This is a genomic window from Dermacoccus sp. CCH2-D9 (genome assembly GCF_001556795.1).
GTDB lineage: Bacteria > Actinomycetota > Actinomycetes > Actinomycetales > Dermatophilaceae > Dermacoccus > Dermacoccus nishinomiyaensis.
On sequence record NZ_LSJT01000072.1, the window covers coordinates 1 to 18327 of the forward strand.

18 protein-coding genes are annotated in these 18327 nt (G+C 69.3%); 5 read left to right on the plus strand and 13 right to left on the minus strand.

Annotation, left to right across the window (positions count from 1 at the left end; translation table 11 throughout):
* The 3 genes from AX669_RS06520 to AX669_RS06530 all read right to left on the minus strand — a co-directional run.
* Window positions 1-757: adenylosuccinate synthetase (locus AX669_RS06520; RefSeq protein WP_197418866.1), on the minus strand; the 757-nt coding region annotated here is incomplete at its 3' end.
* 212 nt (window positions 758-969) lie between these two features.
* On the minus strand, window positions 970-1932 hold the full coding sequence (locus AX669_RS06525) for a response regulator transcription factor (protein WP_062257352.1): 963 nt from the start codon (window positions 1930-1932) through the stop codon (window positions 970-972).
* Window positions 1933-2228: 296 nt separating this feature from the next.
* Entirely contained in the window at window positions 2229-2630 is a 402-nt protein-coding gene (locus tag AX669_RS06530) for a DUF3151 domain-containing protein (protein ID WP_006943618.1), read from the minus strand.
* Between the two features lie 153 nt (window positions 2631-2783).
* On the opposite strand from AX669_RS06530, the gene AX669_RS06535 reads away from it, so the two are divergent.
* Window positions 2784-5276, plus strand: coding sequence for a phosphoketolase (locus AX669_RS06535; protein ID WP_006943697.1), 2493 nt, complete (start codon window positions 2784-2786; stop codon window positions 5274-5276).
* Window positions 5277-5344: 68 nt separating this feature from the next.
* On the opposite strand, the gene fbaA is transcribed toward AX669_RS06535, so the two are convergent.
* Window positions 5345-6385, minus strand: a complete 1041-nt coding sequence (gene fbaA / locus AX669_RS06540) for a class II fructose-bisphosphate aldolase (RefSeq protein ID WP_062257354.1) — start codon at window positions 6383-6385, stop codon at window positions 5345-5347.
* Between the two features lie 142 nt (window positions 6386-6527).
* Window positions 6528-7328, minus strand: coding sequence for a TrmH family RNA methyltransferase (locus AX669_RS06545; RefSeq protein WP_243754930.1), 801 nt, complete (start codon window positions 7326-7328; stop codon window positions 6528-6530).
* Window positions 7329-7440: 112 nt separating this feature from the next.
* Between AX669_RS06545 and AX669_RS06550 the strand changes: the two genes are divergently transcribed.
* Window positions 7441-8121, plus strand: coding sequence for a DedA family protein (locus tag AX669_RS06550; RefSeq protein ID WP_038571631.1), 681 nt, complete (start codon window positions 7441-7443; stop codon window positions 8119-8121).
* Window positions 8122-8258: 137 nt separating this feature from the next.
* Window positions 8259-9026, plus strand: coding sequence for an inositol monophosphatase (locus AX669_RS06555; protein ID WP_006943701.1), 768 nt, complete (start codon window positions 8259-8261; stop codon window positions 9024-9026).
* Window positions 9027-9276: 250 nt separating this feature from the next.
* Here the strand turns inward: AX669_RS06555 and AX669_RS06560 are convergent, their stop codons facing one another.
* The 7 genes from AX669_RS06560 to AX669_RS06590 form a co-directional block, all read right to left on the minus strand.
* On the minus strand, window positions 9277-10305 hold the full coding sequence (locus AX669_RS06560; RefSeq protein ID WP_062257356.1) for an o-succinylbenzoate synthase: 1029 nt from the start codon (window positions 10303-10305) through the stop codon (window positions 9277-9279).
* A 369-nt stretch (window positions 10306-10674) separates the two neighbouring features.
* Complete coding sequence (locus AX669_RS06565; RefSeq protein WP_082740660.1) at window positions 10675-10995, minus strand: multidrug efflux SMR transporter; 321 nt, start codon at window positions 10993-10995, stop codon at window positions 10675-10677.
* Window positions 10992-11363: a multidrug efflux SMR transporter gene (locus AX669_RS06570; RefSeq protein ID WP_062257358.1), complete on the minus strand. Its 372-nt coding sequence runs from the start codon at window positions 11361-11363 to the stop codon at window positions 10992-10994. The genes AX669_RS06565 and AX669_RS06570 overlap by 4 nt, the downstream gene beginning before the upstream one ends.
* Complete coding sequence (locus AX669_RS06575; RefSeq protein ID WP_082740662.1) at window positions 11360-12079, minus strand: TetR/AcrR family transcriptional regulator; 720 nt, start codon at window positions 12077-12079, stop codon at window positions 11360-11362. Before AX669_RS06575 ends, AX669_RS06570 begins: the two co-directional genes overlap by 4 nt.
* Before the next feature lie 298 nt (window positions 12080-12377).
* The gene (locus AX669_RS06580; protein ID WP_062257360.1) at window positions 12378-13349 is read right to left on the minus strand and encodes a 1,4-dihydroxy-2-naphthoyl-CoA synthase; all 972 of its coding nucleotides are present in this window, start codon (window positions 13347-13349) and stop codon (window positions 12378-12380) included.
* A 212-nt stretch (window positions 13350-13561) separates the two neighbouring features.
* Entirely contained in the window at window positions 13562-14473 is a 912-nt protein-coding gene (locus AX669_RS06585) for a DMT family transporter (protein WP_231729454.1), read from the minus strand.
* A 303-nt stretch (window positions 14474-14776) separates the two neighbouring features.
* On the minus strand, window positions 14777-15520 hold the full coding sequence (locus AX669_RS06590; protein WP_062257364.1) for an SDR family NAD(P)-dependent oxidoreductase: 744 nt from the start codon (window positions 15518-15520) through the stop codon (window positions 14777-14779).
* Window positions 15521-15618: 98 nt separating this feature from the next.
* On the opposite strand from AX669_RS06590, the gene AX669_RS06595 reads away from it, so the two are divergent.
* Together AX669_RS06595 and AX669_RS06600 are read left to right on the plus strand one after the other, a co-directional pair.
* Window positions 15619-16953, plus strand: coding sequence for an AMP-binding protein (locus AX669_RS06595; protein ID WP_144707581.1), 1335 nt, complete (start codon window positions 15619-15621; stop codon window positions 16951-16953).
* Window positions 16954-16997: 44 nt separating this feature from the next.
* Window positions 16998-17882, plus strand: a complete 885-nt coding sequence (locus AX669_RS06600) for a 1,4-dihydroxy-2-naphthoate polyprenyltransferase (protein WP_062257366.1) — start codon at window positions 16998-17000, stop codon at window positions 17880-17882.
* A gap of 191 nt (window positions 17883-18073) precedes the next feature.
* Here the strand turns inward: AX669_RS06600 and AX669_RS06605 are convergent, their stop codons facing one another.
* Complete coding sequence (locus AX669_RS06605; RefSeq protein WP_006943689.1) at window positions 18074-18322, minus strand: DUF4229 domain-containing protein; 249 nt, start codon at window positions 18320-18322, stop codon at window positions 18074-18076.
* Between the last annotated feature and the right edge of the window lie 5 nt (window positions 18323-18327).

The following is an 18327-nucleotide window of genomic DNA, read 5'->3' on the forward strand; positions in this document are numbered from 1 at the left end:
CGCCTGCACCGGTGCGGGCGCCCGCCGAGATCGCGTTCGAACTCGTCACGTACGGGTAGGTGCCGTGGTCGACGTCGAGCAGCGTCGCCTGACCGGCCTCGCACAGCACGACCTCGTCGGCGTCGAGCGCCTTGCTCAGCAGCAGCGACGTGTCCTTCACCATCGGGCGCAGCCGCTCGACGTACTGCAGCAGATCCTCGACGACCTCGTCGACCTCGATCGCGCGACGGTTGTACGTCTTCACCAGCAGCTGGTTCTTCGTCTCGAGCGCCGCCTCGACCTTCTGCCGCAGGATCGACTCGTCGAACAGGTCCTGCACGCGGATGCCGATGCGGTTCATCTTGTCGGCGTACGTCGGGCCGATGCCGCGCCCGGTCGTGCCGATCTTGCGGTTGCCGAGGAAGCGCTCGGAGACCTGGTCGATCACCTTGTTGTAGCGCGGGATGAGGTGCGCGTTCGACGAGATGGCGAGCTTGCTCGTGTCGAGACCACGCGCCTCGAGGGCGTCGATCTCCTCGAACAGCACGCCGAGGTCGACGACGACACCGTTCGCGATGACGGGCGTGACACCCGGCGTCAGGATGCCCGACGGCAACAGGTGCAGCGCGTACTTCTCACCGTCGATGACGACCGTGTGCCCGGCGTTGTTGCCGCCGTTGAACTTCACGACGTAGTCGATTCGGCTTCCGAGAAGGTCGGTGGCCTTGCCCTTGCCTTCGTCGCCCCACTGGGCGCCGACGAGAACGATTGCCGGCATCGGTATCAACTGCCTTTGCGTAGCTGGTGGGCTGACGCCGCTCCCCCGCCACGCTCGACCCCCGGCGCGCGGCGGCCTCGAGCGACGAACCGGGCGTCAACTCTTACCGCCCAAGGTTACCCGCTGGCACGCATCCGTCGCCGTCGTCGTCAGCAGGCGAGCCGACGCGCCGCCCGCCGGGCGCCCCGGGGCGCCCCTCATCGAGTGCCTGGTCAGCCCTCGAAGCCGGTGAGGCCACGTTCGGTGAGCTTCACCGCGAGCTGGAAGCGCGTCTCGACGCCGCACTCCTCCATGAGCGCCGCGACGCGGCGTCGCACCGTCCGCAGGCTGACGCCGAGCGCCCGCGCGATCGCCTCGTCCTTCAACCCGGCCTGCATGAGCTCGACGAGACGCTCCGACGTCGGTTCCGCGCCGTCGTCGACGCCGGAGGCCGCCGCCCACATCCGATCGAAGAGTTCGACGAACGCGCGCACGACGACGGCGTCGCGCAGCACGACGTACCGCCCACCCTCGCCGCCCCAATCGGTGTTGGCGATGACGGCATCCGTTCCGTAGCAGACGAACTCGTTCGGGATGTGCGTCGCGAGGCGCTGCTCCTCGCCCAGGTTCGCCCACTCGACGACGTCGAGGCTGCGCGTGCTCGCGGCGTCGAACTCGTGCAGGCCACGCAGCAGGCGCCCGTCGGCGACGAGGCGCGCGAGCACCGGCTGCTCCCCGGCGCTGACGGCGAGCGCGTCGGTGTGCGTGAACCGGATCGGGCCCGAGGTCGATGCCGCCAGGTGCTCCATGACGTCACCGAGCCCGTCGATCTCGACGTACTCGCGACCCGCCTCGGCGGGGTCGGCCTGCTCCTGGCCCGCACGGTGGTCGCCTGCGAAACCATCGATGGCGTCGCGCAGGCGGGCGAGGTCGCGGCGTCGCTCGGCGAGGCGCGCCTCCTCGGCCGACAGGACGCGTTCGAGCCCGGCGCGCGGATGATCGGCGGAGGGGCGACCGTCCTCGGTGATGCGCACGAGACGCAGCGCGCGCAACTGTTCAGCCGCTGCCTCGACGTCACCGACGGGCGTGTTGAGCCGCGAGGCGTACACACCGAACGGTCGCGCCTGGTCACGCAGCACCTGGCGGTAGAGCTGTTCGGCGAGGTCGTCGATGCGGAGGACGGCGAGAGGATTCACGCCGTCAGGCTAACGCGCCGTGGCCGCCAGATGACATGCGACGGGGGTGTGGCCCCTCCCGGCCACACCCCCGTCGCGCCCGCCCTGTTCCAGGCGGCGGACGACGCCCGAGCTCCCCGTTCGCTCATCCCCCCAGAGATACCGGGCGTCGACAGCCGCGCCCCGAGAGGCACGACGATTCGACGCACCGGGTGCGAGCGCTCCCTGATCGGGCATCGTCACATCTGAGACGCCGCGATCAGGAGATCGGTTCCCTCACGCTGACATCATTTTCGGACGCGGCGCTCGAGCGCGTCTCAGACGCCCAACTCACGCGCCGCGGTGGCCGAGGAGTCGCGCAGGAAGTCGGCGCAGCGTCGCTGCTCGTCGACCTCACCGATCTCGCCGGCGGCCTTGCTCAGCGCGGCGAGTGCGCGCAGGAAACCGCGGTTCGGCTCGTGCTCCCACGGAACGGGCCCCTGGCCCTTCCACCCGGCGCGGCGCAGGGAATCGAGGCCGCGGTGGTAGCCGGTGCGCGCGTAGGCGTACGCCTCGACAGCTTCGCCGTCACCCAGCGCGTCCTCGGCGAGCGTCGCCCACACGAGCGAACTCGCCGGGTACATGCGGGCCACGTCGCGGGCGTGGACGCCGAGGTCGAGCTTCTCGGCTGCGGGGTCGACGTCGAGCTTGGTCTCCGGAATGGCAAGAAGGTTGTCCATGCCGCCATTCAAGCATCGACACCCGACAACCCCGCCGCGGCGGGCCGGCAACACCCACGTCACACACCTCACGCCGCCGACCGACTCCACCGAGCGTCAGGACCAACGTCCCAGCCCCTTTCATCGCTCGTGCCGCACGACGAGAATGGAGGCATGACCTTCCACGTCAGCACCGCGACCCCCTGGCAGCCCTCCCCCGGAACCGAGCTCACCGACGCGACTCTCGAGACGATCCACCGCTGGTGGCGCGCCGCCAACTACCTGTCGGTCGGGCAGATCTACCTGCTTGACAACCCCCTGCTGCGCGAGCCGCTGACGCGCGACAACGTCAAGCATCGCCTGCTCGGGCACTGGGGTACCACGCCCGGGCTCAACTTCCTCTACGCCCACCTCAACCGCGTCATCGCCGAGCGCTCTCAGCCGACCATCTACGTCACCGGCCCCGGCCACGGCGGCCCCGGCATGGTCGCCAACACCTACCTCGAGGGCACGTACTCGCAGATCTACCCGAACGTCGGGCTCGACGAGGCGGGCCTGCGCCGGCTCGTGAAGCAGTTCAGCTTCCCCGGCGGCATCCCGTCGCACGCGGCACCCGAGACGCCCGGCTCGATCCACGAGGGCGGAGAGCTGGGTTACGCCCTCAGCCACGCCTACGGGGCCGTCTTCGACAACCCCGAACTGCTCGCGTTCACCGTCATCGGTGACGGCGAGGCGGAGACGGGGCCGCTCGCGACGTCGTGGCACTCGAACAAGTTCGTCAACCCTGTCACCGACGGCGTCGTCCTGCCCGTGCTGCACCTCAACGGCTACAAGATCGCGAATCCGACGGTGCTCGCCCGCATCAGCGACGAGGAGCTCGATGCCCTCATGCGCGGCTATGGCCACACGCCGTACGTGTTCGAGGCGGGCTTCGACGACGAGGATCCGATCTCGATCCACCGCCGTTTCGCGACGCTGCTCGACGAGGTGTTCGACCACATCGCCCGCATCAAGGCCGAGGCCGCCGAAGCGGGTGCCGAGAACGCCGAGCGTCCGCACTGGCCGATGATCGTCTTCCGCACGCCGAAGGGTTGGACGGGCCCGAAAACGATCGACGGCAAGGTCGCCGAGGGTCACTGGCGCAGCCACCAGGTGCCGCTCGCCAACGCCCGCGACACCGACGAACACCTCCACGACCTCGACGCGTGGCTGCGCAGCTACCGCCCCGACGAGCTGTTCGACGAGGCCGGCCGCCCAGCCGACGACATCATGGCCCTCGCCCCCGACGGCGAGCTGCGCATGGGCGCGACGCCCTACGCCAACGGTGGCGAACTGCGCATCGCCCTCGAACTGCCCGACTTCCGCGACTTCGCCGTCGACGCGGGCCGCGACGACGAGCGCGGCACCTCGGTCGCCGAGTCGACGCGGGTGCTCGGCGAGTGGTTGCGCGCCGTCGCAGCCGCGAACCCTGAGAACTTCCGCATCTTCGGTCCGGACGAGACCGCGTCGAACCGGCTGCAGGCCGTCTACGAGACGACGAACAAGCAGTGGATGGGCGCGTACGAGCCCAACGACGCCGAAGACCCGATGGGCCGCGTCGGGCAGGTCATGGAGATGCTGTCGGAACACCAGTGCCAGGGCTGGCTCGAGGGATACCTGCTCACCGGCCGCCACGGGCTCATGTCGAGCTACGAGGCGTTCATCCACATCGTCGACTCGATGTTCAACCAGCACGCCAAGTGGCTCAAGGTGACGAACGAGATCGGCTGGCGTCGACCCATCTCGTCGCTCAACTACCTGCTGAGCTCGCACGTGTGGCGTCAGGATCACAACGGATTCAGCCACCAGGACCCCGGTTTCATCGACCACGTCGTCAACAAGAAGAGCGACGTCATCCGCGTCTACCTGCCGGCCGACGCGAACACGCTGCTGTCGACGTTCGACCACGTCCTGCGCACCGAGCAATACGTCAACGTCGTCGTCGCAGGCAAGCAGCCCAACCCCGTCTGGCTCACGATGGACGAGGCCGTCCGGCACTGCGCGCGCGGCCTGGGCATCTGGGAATGGGCCGGCACCGAGGTCGCCGGCGAGGAGCCCGACGTCGTGCTCGCCTGCGCGGGCGACATCCCGACGATCGAGGTGCTCGCCGCGGCGAAGATCCTGCGCGAACGCGTGCCGGGGCTGAAGGTGCGCGTCGTCAACGTCGTCGACCTCATGCGCCTGCAGGCCGAGAAGGAGCACCCGCACGGCCTGAGCGACCGCGAGTTCGACACGATCTTTACGCCCGACAAGCCCATCGTGTTCGCCTACCACGGCTACCCGTGGCTCATCCACCGCCTCACCTACGGCCGGAGCGGCCACAGCAACCTGCACGTGCGCGGGTTCATCGAGGAGGGCACGACGACGACGCCGTTCGACATGGTGATGCGCAACGACCTCGACCGCTTCCACCTCGTCATCGACGTCCTCGACCGTGTACCCGGCCTCGGTGCACGCTGCGCGGGGCTGCGTCAGGAGATGCAGGATCTGCGCCTCGAGGCACGCGCCTACGCCTACGAGAACGGTGAGGACCTCCCCGCCGTCGCGTCGTGGGTGTGGTCCGACGCCGGCGACACCGGCACCGAAACCGGTGGCCCGCAGCAGGACACGGGCGGCGACAACGTCTGATACCTGACACGCGAACGGCCCACCCCGATCATTCGGGGCGGGCCGTTCCTCAGCGGCGGGTCAGGCGATCAGGCCTTCTTGGCGGCCTTGCTCTTGCCGGCCGAACCGAGCTCGTTGCAGGCCTGGACGACACGCTTCGCCATGCCCTCCTCGGCGGCCTTGCCCCAGGCACGCGGGTCGTACAGCTTCTTGTTGCCGACCTCACCGTCGATCTTGAGGACGCCCTCGTAGTTGCCGAGCATCCAACCGGCGACGGGACGCGTGAATGCGTACTGCGTGTCGGTGTCGACGTTCATCTTGACGACGCCGTACGAGACGGCCTCGGCGATCTCCTCGGGCGAGCTGCCCGAACCGCCGTGGAAGACGAGGTGGAACGGCTTGTCCTCCGCCTCGGAGAACTTCGCCTTGACAGCGTCCTGCGCGTCCTTGAGGACGGACGGGCGCAGCTTGACGTTGCCCGGCTTGTAGACGCCGTGCACGTTGCCGAACGTCAGGGCCGTCATGTAGTACACGTCAGTGCCCGCGCCGAGCGCCTGGGCGGTCGCGATGGCGTCCTCCGGCGTCGAGTACAACTGCTCGTTGATCTCGTTGGCGACGCCGTCCTCTTCACCGCCGACGACACCGACCTCGATCTCGAGGATGATGTTCGCCTCTTTGCACTTGGCGAGAAGCTCCTGGGCGATCTCGAGGTTCTCTTCGAGCGGCACGGCCGAACCGTCCCACATGTGCGACTGGAAGAACGGCTCGCCACCGTTCTTGACGTTCTCGATCGACGCCTCGAGCAACGGACGGACGAAACCGTCGAGCTTGTCCTTCGGGCAGTGGTCGGTGTGCAGGGCGATGTTGACGTCGTACTGCTTGGCGACCTCACGAGCGAACGCGGCCATGGCGAGCGCGCCCGCGACCATGTTCTTCTGCGTCGGGCCCGAGAAGTACTCGGCGCCACCGGTGGAGACCTGGATGATGCCGTCCGAACCGGCCTCGGCGAAGCCACGGATGGCGGCGTTCAGCGTCTGCGACGACGACACGTTGATGGCCGGGTACGCGAAGCCCTCCTTCTTCGCGCGATCGAGCATCTCGCGGTAGATCTCGGGGGTTGCGATGGGCATGTCATCACCTCTCGTGTTGGCACAACAATGACGCGTTTCGGGCGCACTTCGTGAGCGGCTGGCCCGCTGCCTCCATCCTCGCACGGGGCGTCGCGCAACGGGGCGGGCGGCGGGAGTTTGCTTCGCCCGAGTTCCGGCCGCGTCAGGCGCGGGGGTGGGCGTCGCCGGCGTCCGCGTGGTTGCTTCCGATTGCGCTCCCATGGGCGTCGCCGTCGACACGCTGGCCGAACACGTGCCGTCGGATCCACGCGTGCATCGTGACGGCGGCCGCGGCGCCCGCGTTGATCGAGCGCGTCGAACCGAACTGGGCGATGTCGAGGACGGCGTCGGCGCGTTCGAGCGCGTCGGCGCTCACACCCGGGCCCTCCTGGCCGAAGAGCAGGACGCAGTGCTCGGGCAGGTCGAACGCCTCGAGCGGGACGCTGCCCGCCACGTTGTCGATGGCGATGACGGGCAGGCGCGTGGGGTGGCCGGCGGCGTCGACGGGCCCGGCCGTGGCGGCCCAGGCGAGCAGGTCGTCGACCGTGGGGTGGTGGAACTCGTGCTGGTAGCGGTCGGTCACCATCGCGCCGCGACGGTTCCAGCGCCGCCGTCCGACGATGTGAAAAGCCTTGGCGTTGAACGCGTTCGCCGTGCGGATGACGGAGCCGATGTTGAAGTCGTGCTCCCAGTTCTCGACGGCGACGTGAAACGCATGACGCGCCGTGTCGAGCTCTTCGACGATGGCGTCGTGCCGCCAGTAGCGGAAACGATCCTCGACGTTGCGGCGGTCGCCGTGCTCGAGCAGCTCGGGGTCGTAGCGCGGGTCGAGCGAGCCGTCGGGTGTGCTCGGCCAGGCGCCCTGCCACGGTCCGACGCCGACCTCGTCCGTGCCCCCAGCGTCAGCACGGCGGTGTTGTGCGTCGCCGTCGTCGATCTGTTTCGCCCCGTCCACGTCTGCCATGGCCGTCAGCGTAGGCGGGCGCGACGAGTTCACCATCGTCCGGGTGACGCGCCGTACCTCACCCGCGCGTCTCAGCGGTTTCTTATCGCCCGCCGGTAGGCTCGGCCTCGTGATGCATGCCCTCGGCCCTCAGTTCATGGATCCGAACTACCTGCTCGCCCACTTCGGCGGCGCGTTCTTCTGGATCTCGCTCGCGATCGTCTTCATCGAATGCGGGCTCCTGTTCCCGATCCTGCCCGGCGACTCGCTGCTGTTCGCGATCGGCATGTTCACCGCGACGTCTGCCACGAGCGGCTTCGACATCCCCCTCTACGTCTCGCTGCCGGCTCTGTGCGTCGCCGCGTTCGCGGGCAACGTCGTCGGCTACGAGATCGGGCGGATCGTCGGCACCCCCCTGTACGAACGCGACGGCAGGGTGCTGAAGAAGAAGTACTTCGACCAGACGAACGCGTTCTTCGACAAGCACGGCAGCAAGGCCCTCGTCATCGGACGCTTCGTGCCCATCGTCCGCACGTTCATCACCGTCGTCGCGGGCGCGAGCCACATGGACCGCAAACGATTCTTCACCTGGTCGGCCATCGGTGCCGTGCTGTGGGTGCTCGTCGTGACGTTCGCCGGGTTCTTCCTCGGCCGCGCCTTCCCGAGCCTCGGCAAGAACATCGACGCCGCCATCATGGTCGTCGTCCTCGTCAGCGTGCTGCCGATGATCTTCGAGTGGGTCAAGCACCGCAAGCGCGCCAAGGCGCTCGTCAAGGAAGCCGGCGACATCGTCGACCACAACCCTGACAACTGAAACTCGTCGCGACCACGCTGACGAAGCGAGCAACGCTGCCGCATCGAGAAACGCTGACGAGCGGCGCCCGGCCCAGGCCGCGGCGCCGTTCGTGCGTGCGGTTCGTCGGACGTCGCGTCACTCCCTAGGATGAGGGCGTGGATACCCAGGCTGTTCTGACCCTGCTCCAGCAAGCCGCCGAGACCTACATCAACCCCCGTTTCGAGGCGCTCGCCTCGCACGAGGTGACCGAGAAGAACCCGGGCGACCTCGTCACCGTCGCCGACCGCGAGGCGGAGGTGTTCATCACCGCCGAACTGCAGAAGGCCTACCCTGACGCGCTGATCGTCGGCGAAGAAGCCGTCGCAGCCGACCCGAGCATCCTCGACCGCATCGAATCCGCCGACCACTGGTTCACGGTCGACCCCGTCGACGGCACGAAGAACTTCGTCCACGGCTCACCGAACCACGGCGTCATGGTCGCCGAGATGCGCGGCGGCGACATCGTCCGCAGCTGGATGTGGCAGCCGCAGCTCGGGCACGCGTACGTCGCGGAGAAGGGCAATGGCGCCTTCCTCGACGGGGTGCGCATCGAGCCGCACGTCGTCGGCGATGCCCCGAAGGGCGTGACGTCACGTCAGACGCGCGTCGGCGAATCACTCGACGGGCTGCCGCCGCTCGGGCTGTCGTGGGTATGCTGCGCGGTCGACTACCCCCAGATCGCCTCGGGCGGCGCGGACTACATCCTGTACGTCACGACGAAGCCGTGGGACCACGCGCCCGGCGCGCTCTTCATCCGCGAGGCGGGCGGCGTCTCCGCCTACGCCGACGGCTCGCCGTACGACCCGCGCTACGAACTGACACCCAAGCCGCTGCTCGTGACGGCCGACGCCGCGCTGCACGAGCGGTTGCGGCCGTTCGTCTGATGACGCGCTGCGCTGTCCGCGTGAGTGGCGCCGATTGAGTGAGTGGCGCTGGCTGCGTGGGTGGCGTGGCCGTGTGAGCCGGCCGGCTGTCGGTTGGGAGCTGCAACCCCACCATGCGGAATTACACCTCCCAGCGGCGCCCCTGAGGGCTGAAACCCCGCCATGCCGGATCGCAGCTCTGGCCGGGGCATGACGAACCCGCGCCCAGCGCCGGTCAGGCAGTTTGCGTCCGTCAGGTGGTGAGCGTCGGTCAGGCGTCGCGCTTCAGGTGCTGGTAGCTCGCGATCAGTCGCTCGCGCCACCACTGTCGGCGCTCGGGGCTCGCGCGGTGACGCTCGACGCACGTCGGGTCGATGTGGCGCGCGGCGGCGGCGCGAGCTACGTCGATCGTCCCGTCACGGGGGACGAGGGGGTCGGCGATGACGTCGCCGTCGAGCAGGTTGATCGTGCCGAGGCCGCACGCGTGATCGAGCTCGGGCAGAGCAGCCGCGAGCGCCACGCCGGCCGCCATTCCGGGGCTCGAATCGAGCGCCGAACTGACGACCATCGGGAGGCCTGTCTCGTCTGCGATGCGCAGCGCCGCGCGCACTCCCCCGAGCGGCGCGACCTTGATGATCGCGAGATCAGCGGCCTCGAGCTTGACGACGCGCATCGGGTCGTCGGCCTTGCGGATCGACTCGTCGGCGGCGATGAGAACGTCGATCCCGTTGCGCGCGAGCGTCTTCCGCACGCGCGCCAGATCTTCGACGGGCATGACGGGCTGTTCGACATATTCGAGGTCGAACGCAGCCAGTCGTGTGATCGCGGCGACGGCGTGGTCGACATCCCATCCGCCGTTCGCGTCGAGACGCACCTTCGCGTCCGCGCCGAGGCCGTCACGGACGGCGGCGACGCGGACGACGTCGTCGTCAAGGGTCTGGCCCCTCTCGGCCACCTTGACCTTCGCGGTGCGGCACCCGTCGAATCGGGCGAGCACCCCGGCGACGACGTCAGCGGGAACAGCGGGGACGGTCGCGTTGACGGGCACCGTCTCGCGCGCCGGCTCGGGCCACCCGAGGTACGCCGCCTCGATCGCAGCCGCGAGCCAGCGCGACGCCTCGGCCGGCCCGTACTCGAGGAACGGCGCGAATTCTCCTGCACCACAAGGCCCCTGAAGATAGGCACACTCGCGATGCTCCACACCACGAAAGCGCGTGTTGAGCGGAATCGAGACGACCTCTAACCCGTCGAGCAGCTCATCGAGCGACGGAAGGGGCAGTTCAAGAGGCCGCGCGTTCATGCCCCCTATCGTCGCAGGAGCTTCCGCGATGCAGGCCCCGGGACACGAACCGCCCTTACGCCACATGCGGGCCCGGGCGTCCAGCCCGGGACGTGAACTGTCCCCATGCCACCTGACGGCCATGCGCAGGCGGCGCCTCCCACGCTCGCGCGCAGCACCCCCGCGAATACAAGCGGCAGGGTCGAATCCCGGCGACGACGTTCGCGGGGATGTCGCTCGCGGACCTCGACGGCTCGACTGTCTTCGGCGCCACGCGATCATGGACGCAGGGCTGACGCAGCGAAGAACATGACGAACACGCCGGACGATCACGGATCGTCCGGCGTGTTCATCGTCGGCACCGGTTCCAGGCCGACGACGTCGAGGGCCTCAGGCGTGCGCGCCGCCCTCGATGAGTACGACGCCGACGGCGATGAGAGCCATGCCGCACCACATCACGCGGGTGATGGGCTCCTTGAAGACGAACCGGCTGACGAGTGCCGTCAGCGCGACGCCCGCGGCGGCCCAGATGCCGTATGCGACGCCGACGCCCATGCCCTCGCCCAGTGTGCGAACGAGCAGGTAGAGCGCCAGGGTGTAAGCGACCGCGACCACGGCGTAGTACCGGGCCCGCCCCTGCGCTGCGACGCGCATGAAGGCCGTACCGATCACCTCGCTGATGACCGCACTGACGAGGAAGACGTAGCTCACGCGCGCACCTCGTTCATCGTCGCGCTCGAATTGTCCTCGGCCGGTGCCTGGGAGTCGGAGCCGACCTCGACCATGATCACGCCCCCGATGACGAGTGCGACGCCGCAACCCATCATCAGCGTGAAGGGCTCGCCGAACACCACCGTCCCGACGAATGCCGTGAGCGCCACGCCGAGCGCACCCCAGATGCCGTAGACGACGCTGAGTGCCATGCCCCGGCGCAACAGCAACGCCAGCAGGACGAAGGCGACGAGGTCGGCCACGAGCGTGAGAAGAAACCACGTGGCATCCTGCTCCGCTCGCTTCAGTGCGGACGAGCCGATGACCTCGCACACGACCGCGCATCCGAGCATCAGGTAGTTCTTCATGCCTTCTCCTCCTTCACGTTCTTGACCTTCTTGCCGGGTTTCGTGTCGGGTTCGTGTGACGGCGCCGCGTGGTGAGGGGCGTCGTCGTCACAGGCTCGAACCTCCGCCGCATCGTCGACTCCGGAGGTGCCGTCGGCCTGCTCCTGCTGTCCAGACGCCCCAGGCTGTTCGTGCTGTTCGTGCCGCGCCTGAGGCGCGAGGAGCTGCTCGGCAAGTGCCTGCACGCCGGAGCGGCCCGCGTCGTCGAGGGGCAGGGCGCCGCTGGCGTCGGCGAACCACACGCCGTCGGCCATGAAGCGGGCGCCCTCGAGGCGTGCCCGCGTCTGCGGATCGAGACCTTCGGGCAGCGCCACCCACGGCTCGAAGTGCTTTTCCCAGCGGCGCGTGAGGACGTCGCGCAGGCGCGGATCGGCCATCATCGCCAGATCCGCCTCGTCGACCTGGCCCGACATCATCCACCGGACGTACGCCGTCATGCGCGGCCACGGCGACGCGGGGTCGACGTCTGCCAGGAGCTTCTCCAGTTGGCGCTTCTGGTCGTCGGCCACGCGGTCGACGACCGCGAGCATGAGCGCTTCCTTCGTCTTGAAGTGGTACATCAGCCCCGGCTTCGTCAGCCCGGCCGCGTGCGCGACCGTGTCGAGCGAGACCGGCTCCTGACGCCGCATCAGCGCGAGCGCCGCGTCGAGGATGACCTCACGTGAACTCTGCCTCATGGGCGTTACTTTACCTTTCGGTTGGTGAAGTTTAAATGCCGCGCAGGCGGGGCTGGGCGCCGGCCTCTGCCTTTGCCTCTGCCTCTGCCTCTGCCTCTGCCTCGGGGGACGATGGACCAAAGCGATGAGCGCGCACCCCGAGGGTGCGCGCTCATCGCAGATCACGTGTGAAACGCCCGGCCCGCCATGCGCGAAGACCGCGCCCTCACCGTGCGCGGGAATGCACCCGGGTGAATTTGCACGCAGAGGGCCGGCCGCCGGCCTCAGCAGGAGACGGTGCGGGCGGCTCAGGCGGTTCTCAGAAGTACCAGGGGAACGGCGACCAGTCGGGCTCGCGCTTCTCGAGGAACTGATCGCGCCCCTCGACGGCCTCGTCCGTCATGTACGCGAGGCGCGTCGCCTCACCGGCGAACACCTGCTGGCCCATGAGCCCGTCGTCGGTGAGGTTGAACGCGAACTTCAGCATGCGCTGGGCCTGCGGCGACTTCGCCATGATCTCCCGCGCCACCTGCAGGGCTTCGCTCTCCAACTCGGCATGCGGGCAGACGAAGTTGACCGCGCCCATGCGGTGCATGTCGTCGGCGGTGTAGGTACGGCCGAGGAAGAAGATCTCCCGCGCGAACTTCTGCCCGACCATCTTCGCGAGGTACGCCGAACCGTAGCCGGCGTCGAACGAGCCGACGTCGGCGTCGGTCTGCTTGAAGCGCGCGTGTTCGCGGGAGGCCATCGTCATGTCGCACACGACGTGGAGGCTGTGGCCGCCGCCTGCGGCCCAGCCGGGCACAAGGCAGATGACGATCTTCGGCATCGTACGGATGAGTCGCTGCACCTCGAGGATGTGCAGGCGCCCGCCCTCGGCCTTGACGCGCAGCTCGTCGACGCCGCTCGCGGAGTCGTCACCCGTCGGGTCGGCCGCGTACTGGTAGCCGGAGCGGCCACGGATGCGCTGGTCGCCGCCCGAGCAGAACGCCCACTTGCCCGCGCTGCCGGTGCCTTCGGGCCCGGGGCCGTTGCCGGTGAGCAGGACGACGCCGACGTCCGGCGTGCGGCGCGCGTGATCGAGCACGCGATACAACTCGTCGACGGTGTGCGGACGAAAGGCGTTGAGCACCTCGGGACGATCGAACGCCACACGCACACAACCGAGTTCGCGACTGCGGTGGTACGTGATGTCCGTGAGATCCTCGAACCCCTCGACGGCGGTCCACGCGCTCGGGTCGAAGGGGTTCTTGGACTGCCGGACGGCTTCGTCAGGGGTGGTCTCAGTCATGCCGCCAGTCTAGGACGCGGCGGTGACGAACCCATCGCGCCACTCGAAGGGCGACGGTAGCGGCCCCGCAGCCTCGTGCACGCCTGCGATTTTCGTCCCCCTCCGCGAATTTCGTCCACATTAGCCACTGGCCGTGGCAGAGTGCCGGTCTTCGTGGTCGGCGGCGAACTCGGCAGGAGCATGCCCGCCGGCACCGGCCGTCGCGGGCGTCGTCACCCTCCGTGGATGGACGCGGCGAGCTCGTCAGGAGCATGTTCGGCGGCGACGCCGGCCGTCGCGTCACGCCGTGACGCCGTGATGGCCGACCCCGCGCCGGCGATGACGACGAGGAGCACTGCAAGCGTGCGCGTCGCACCGAAGCCCTGATCGAGCAGCAGCCAGCCCGCGAGCGCCGCGATGACGGGTTCGAGGGCGAGCAGCACCCCAAACACGGCCTTCGGCAGCCGTCGCAGCGCCGACAGTTCGAGCGCATACGGGACGACGGAGGCGAGGAACGCGGTGCCGATGGCGAGCGCGAGGTAATGGACGTCCGTCAGCCCTGTCCAGGCGCCCTGCGCTCCGAACGGGACGAGTGCGACGGTGCCGACGACGAGCGCCATCGCGAGGCCACCCGCGCCGTCGACCGCTCCCCCGACGCGTTCACTCGCGAGGATGTACAGCGCCCAGAAGAACCCCGCGCCGAGGACGAACGCGACGCCGACGAGGTCGAGCGAACCACCTGCGTCATCGAAACCGAGGATCATGACGCCGACGAGCGCCAGCACGATCCAGGCGAAATCCTTGAGCTTGCGCGACAGGATCGCGGCCAGCCCGAGCGGGCCGAGGAACTCGATGGCGACCGCCGGGCCGAGAGGAATGCGCGCGATCGCCTCGTAGAACATCCCGTTCATACCTGCGAGAGCGAGGCCGAGCGCGGCGACAGCCGTCCACTGCGAACGCGTCCAGGTGCGCACCCTCGGGCGCGTCACGAGCGCCAGCATGACGGCGGCGAGGCCGAGCCGCAGCGTCGTCACGCCCGTCGCTCCGAGCGGGCCGAAGAGCTGCGTCGCGAGGCTCGCGCCGAACTGCAGGGATGTGCACGAGCCGATGACCATGAGGACGGCCGGGGCCGTCGAGGAGGACATGACGCTGGATGAGGAAAACCGTGACGGGGCCAACGAAGCTCCTGAACATCTGTGGGCCGCCGCAAACCCGGGTTCTCACGACAGTGACCGCGCCGCGGTCACCACTGCTGACGGGCGCCACGATACGGCCGCGCCGCAACGCGTCGCCAGACGGGCTCAGCCCGTGAACCGGCGTCTCGAAGACGAGGGCCCTGGCAACGTCGTCACCCAGCCGCGATCGCTCATCCCCAGCCCTGGCCGCTCGTCGCTCACGCGCCGCGCTCGACCCACCGTGCCCCATCTGGGGACCGGCGGGCGAGAGCGTCAGGATGTGCGGTGCACCTTGTGCTGCGCGGCCTGGGCGCGCGGACGCACGACCATCTGGTCGATGTTGACGTGCTCCGGCAGTTCGGCGATGTACGCGACGGCGTCGGCGATGTCGTCCTGCGTCAGCGGCGCCTCGACGCCCTGGTACACGGCCGCGGCCTTGTCGGCGTCACCGCCGAAGCGGACGAGCGCGAACTCGTCACTCTTGACCATGCCGGGGTCGATCTCGCAGACGCGCACCGGCTTGTCGAACAGCTCCAGGCGCAGCGCCCCCATGAGCGCGCGCACGGCGTGCTTCGAACCGCAGTACCCGGCGCCGCCCTCGTAGCTGACGATGCCGGCCGTCGACCCGATCGTGATGATGACGCCGTTTGCCGTCTCCAGCGCCGGCAGGAACGCCTGGATCGTCGCCGCGGTTCCGATGACGTTGACGTCGTACATGCGGCGCCAGTCGTCGAGGTTCGCGGTCGCGACGGGCTCGGCACCGAACGCGCCACCGGCGTTCGCGACGAGCACGTCGACGCGCGAGCCCGCCTGAGTGGCGAGGTTCTTCACGTCGTCGACGTTCGTCACGTCGCACTGGACGGCGCGCCCGTCGATCTCCCGGGCGAGCTCCTCCACCCGGTCGAGTCGCCGCGCCGCGCACACCACGTCGTACCCCCTCGCCGCGAGCGCGCGAGCCGATGCCCGCCCGATCCCGCTGCTCGCACCCGTCACCACTGCCACCTTGCGCTCAGTCATGACCCCATCCTGCCCGTCCTGGCCGCACCCCGCACCTGACGTCCGCCGGCGCGAGGCACCTCACCTGGCTGTGCCGGGCGCGTCGTACAGTGAACGTCATGCCTGAGCTCGTGCCGTTCGCCGTCGACCGCGCCGACATCACGCCCTACTACGAGGCCCTCGATGCCGCGCTCGCCGGCACCGGCCCGGCCCTCGCGCCCTACGAGGCGGGCACTCCGGCCCCCGACGTCCCGCGTCACCCCACCGACGCGCCCCAACGCCTCGCGCTCGTCGTCTCGACGAGCGGATCCACCGGCACCCCGAAGCGCGCGATGCTGACGAAGGACGCGCTCATCGCGAGCGCCACCGCGACCCACGAGCGCATCGGCGCGGGTACGTGGTTGCTTCCGCTGCCGCCGCATCACATCGCGGGCACGCAGGTCATCGTGCGCTCACTCATCGCGGGCACGACACCGATCGTCATGGACGCCTGGTCGCTCGAGCAGTTCACCAGGGCCACGACGCTCGTCGCCCGCAACGCGCCGCCCTTCTCCCCCATCCACACGAGCCTCGTCCCGACGCAGCTGCGTGACGTCCTCGACGCCGCCGAGCGCGACGACCCCGTCGGCGTGCGCGCTCTCGAGGCGGCTCGGCGCTACCGCAGCATCCTCGTCGGGGGCGCCGCGACGCCCCCCGACCTGCAGTCGCGCGCCAGCGACGCCGGGCTCTCCATCGTGACGACGTACGGCTCGAGCGAGACGGCCGGCGGCTGCGTCTACGACGGCGTCCCCCTCGCGGGCGTCGGCGTCCACGTCCTCGACGCTGACGACGAAGGCCTCGGTCGCATCGCCCTGTCCGGCCCGACGCTGGCGAGTGGCTACCTCGGCGACGCCGAACGATCGGCCGCGACGTTCGTCGCCGCACGCACTCTCGCCAGGCCCACGATCGACTCATCGCCCGTCGACTCCGCTCCCGACGGCGACGCGTCCCGCGAATCTGCCCCCACGGGGCTGTCAGAGCGCCGACGCAGCGAGGCGACACCCGGCGAGGCGACGCTGTTCCTCACCGACGACCTCGGACGCTTCGACGGCGCGTTGCACATCGAGGGGCGCATCGACGACGTCATCAACACCGGCGGGTACAAGGTGAGGCCGCGCGTCGTCGAGGAGGTCGTCCGCGGTGTCGACGGCATCCGTGACGTCGTCGTCGTCGCCCGCCCGCACGAGCGCTGGGGGCAGTGCGTCGCTGTGGCTGTCGTCACGACCGAACGTCGCGAGGCAACCGATGACGTCCTCGCGCGTCTCATGGGTGAGTGCCGAAAGGCGTTGCCGCCGTACGCCGTCCCGGCCATGGCTCGCGTGCTCGAGACGATCCCGCTGACGGGCGTCGGCAAGCCCGATCGCGCGCTCATCGCCTGCTCGCCCGAGTGGCACAATCTACGAGACCCCCGCTAGATCGCCGGAGCCCCGGCCCACACGACCTGGAGAACATCCCGCACATGGCCACCCTGAACCAATGGGTCGAGGGCGCGCGCCCCCGCACGCTGCCCGCCGCCATCGCCCCCGTCCTCGTCGGAACGGGCGCGGCCTACGCGATGGAGAAGGCGAACCCCGGCTATGCGCTGCTCGCGCTCATCGTCGCGCTGTTCCTCCAGATCGGCGTCAACTACGCCAACGACTACTCCGACGGCATCCGCGGCACCGACGAGGACCGCGTCGGCCCGGTGCGCCTGGTCGGTCAAGGCCTTGCGAACCCGGGCAACGTCAAGCTCGCCGCGTTCGGATGCTTCTTCATCGCCGCGTTCGTCGGCCTCGCGCTCGTCACGCTGTCGAACACGCCGTGGCTGCTGCTCGTCGGCGTCGCCGCCATCCTCGCGGCCTGGTTCTACACCGGCGGCAAGCGCCCGTACGGCTACATGGGGCTCGGTGAGGTCTTCGTCTTCGTCTTCTTCGGCCTCGTCGCGGTACTCGGCACGACGTACACGCAGGCCCACACGCTGTCGCCGTCCGCGTGGGCGGGCAGCATCGGCGTGGGCGCGATCGCCTGCGCGATCCTCGTGACGAACAACCTGCGCGACATCCCGACGGACGTCGAAGCCGGCAAGCACACCCTCGCCGTGCGGCTCGGCGACAAGGCCACCCGCACGTTCTACGTCCTGCTCATCGCCGTGTCCGTCGCCGCCGTCGCGGTGTGCACGCTGTTCCACGTCGCCGCTGCGGCGGGCTTCGTCGCCCTCATCGCCGCGATCCCGCCGGTGCTGCGCGTCATGCGCGGCGCCACGGGCCGCGACCTCGTGCCGGCCCTCGCCGGCACCGGCCGTTACCAGCTGCTCTACGGCCTGCTCCTCGGCGGCGGCCTCTACGCCGCGCACCTCATGCACTGACGGCCCTGACGGCTGCAGCGCCCACCACGCCGTCATCCGCTGCCAATCCGACGACGACAGCAGCAACGACGACAAAGACTTCAAACACACGCGAAGGCCGGCCGCCCCTCGGGGACGGCCGGCCTTCGTCATCATTCGTCTGCGACCAGCACGCCCGGCCCGTCAGGGGCCCGGTGCGGATCGAGCGTCGATCAGTCCTCTTCGACGTCCTCGGCCTCACGCATCTGCTGCGCACGGGCACGACGCTTCTCGACGCGATCTTCGACGACGTCGACCGTCTCCTGACGGAAGCGGTTGAGCGCGAAGAAGCTGATCGCCGTCGACGCGAGCGCCGCGACGATGAGCAGCAGGAAACTGCGCAGCCCGCACAGGTAGCCCAGGCACACGCAGCCGAAGAAGACGAGGATGCGCAGAACGGTGTAACGAGCGACAGGTGCCATCAGCC

Excerpts from the sequence above, each read along its gene's own strand:
- AX669_RS06575 (WP_082740662.1), bottom strand. The coding sequence starts at position 12,079 with ATGAGGCAGAGTTCACGTGAGGTCATCCTCGACGCGGCGCTCGCGCTG.
- AX669_RS06595 (WP_144707581.1), top strand. The coding sequence starts at position 15,619 with ATGCCTGAGCTCGTGCCGTTCGCCGTCGACCGCGCCGACATCACGCCC.
- AX669_RS06600 (WP_062257366.1), top strand. The coding sequence starts at position 16,998 with ATGGCCACCCTGAACCAATGGGTCGAGGGCGCGCGCCCCCGCACGCTG.
- AX669_RS06530 (WP_006943618.1), bottom strand. The coding sequence starts at position 2,630 with ATGGACAACCTTCTTGCCATTCCGGAGACCAAGCTCGACGTCGACCCC.
- AX669_RS06605 (WP_006943689.1), bottom strand. The coding sequence starts at position 18,322 with ATGGCACCTGTCGCTCGTTACACCGTTCTGCGCATCCTCGTCTTCTTC.
- AX669_RS06570 (WP_062257358.1), bottom strand. The coding sequence starts at position 11,363 with ATGAAGAACTACCTGATGCTCGGATGCGCGGTCGTGTGCGAGGTCATC.
- AX669_RS06560 (WP_062257356.1), bottom strand. The coding sequence starts at position 10,305 with ATGAACGCGCGGCCTCTTGAACTGCCCCTTCCGTCGCTCGATGAGCTG.
- AX669_RS06545 (WP_243754930.1), bottom strand. The coding sequence starts at position 7,328 with ATGGCAGACGTGGACGGGGCGAAACAGATCGACGACGGCGACGCACAA.
- fbaA (WP_062257354.1), bottom strand. The coding sequence starts at position 6,385 with ATGCCCATCGCAACCCCCGAGATCTACCGCGAGATGCTCGATCGCGCG.
- AX669_RS06535 (WP_006943697.1), top strand. The coding sequence starts at position 2,784 with ATGACCTTCCACGTCAGCACCGCGACCCCCTGGCAGCCCTCCCCCGGA.
- AX669_RS06580 (WP_062257360.1), bottom strand. The coding sequence starts at position 13,349 with ATGACTGAGACCACCCCTGACGAAGCCGTCCGGCAGTCCAAGAACCCC.
- AX669_RS06585 (WP_231729454.1), bottom strand. The coding sequence starts at position 14,473 with ATGTCCTCCTCGACGGCCCCGGCCGTCCTCATGGTCATCGGCTCGTGC.
- AX669_RS06550 (WP_038571631.1), top strand. The coding sequence starts at position 7,441 with ATGCATGCCCTCGGCCCTCAGTTCATGGATCCGAACTACCTGCTCGCC.
- AX669_RS06590 (WP_062257364.1), bottom strand. The coding sequence starts at position 15,520 with ATGACTGAGCGCAAGGTGGCAGTGGTGACGGGTGCGAGCAGCGGGATC.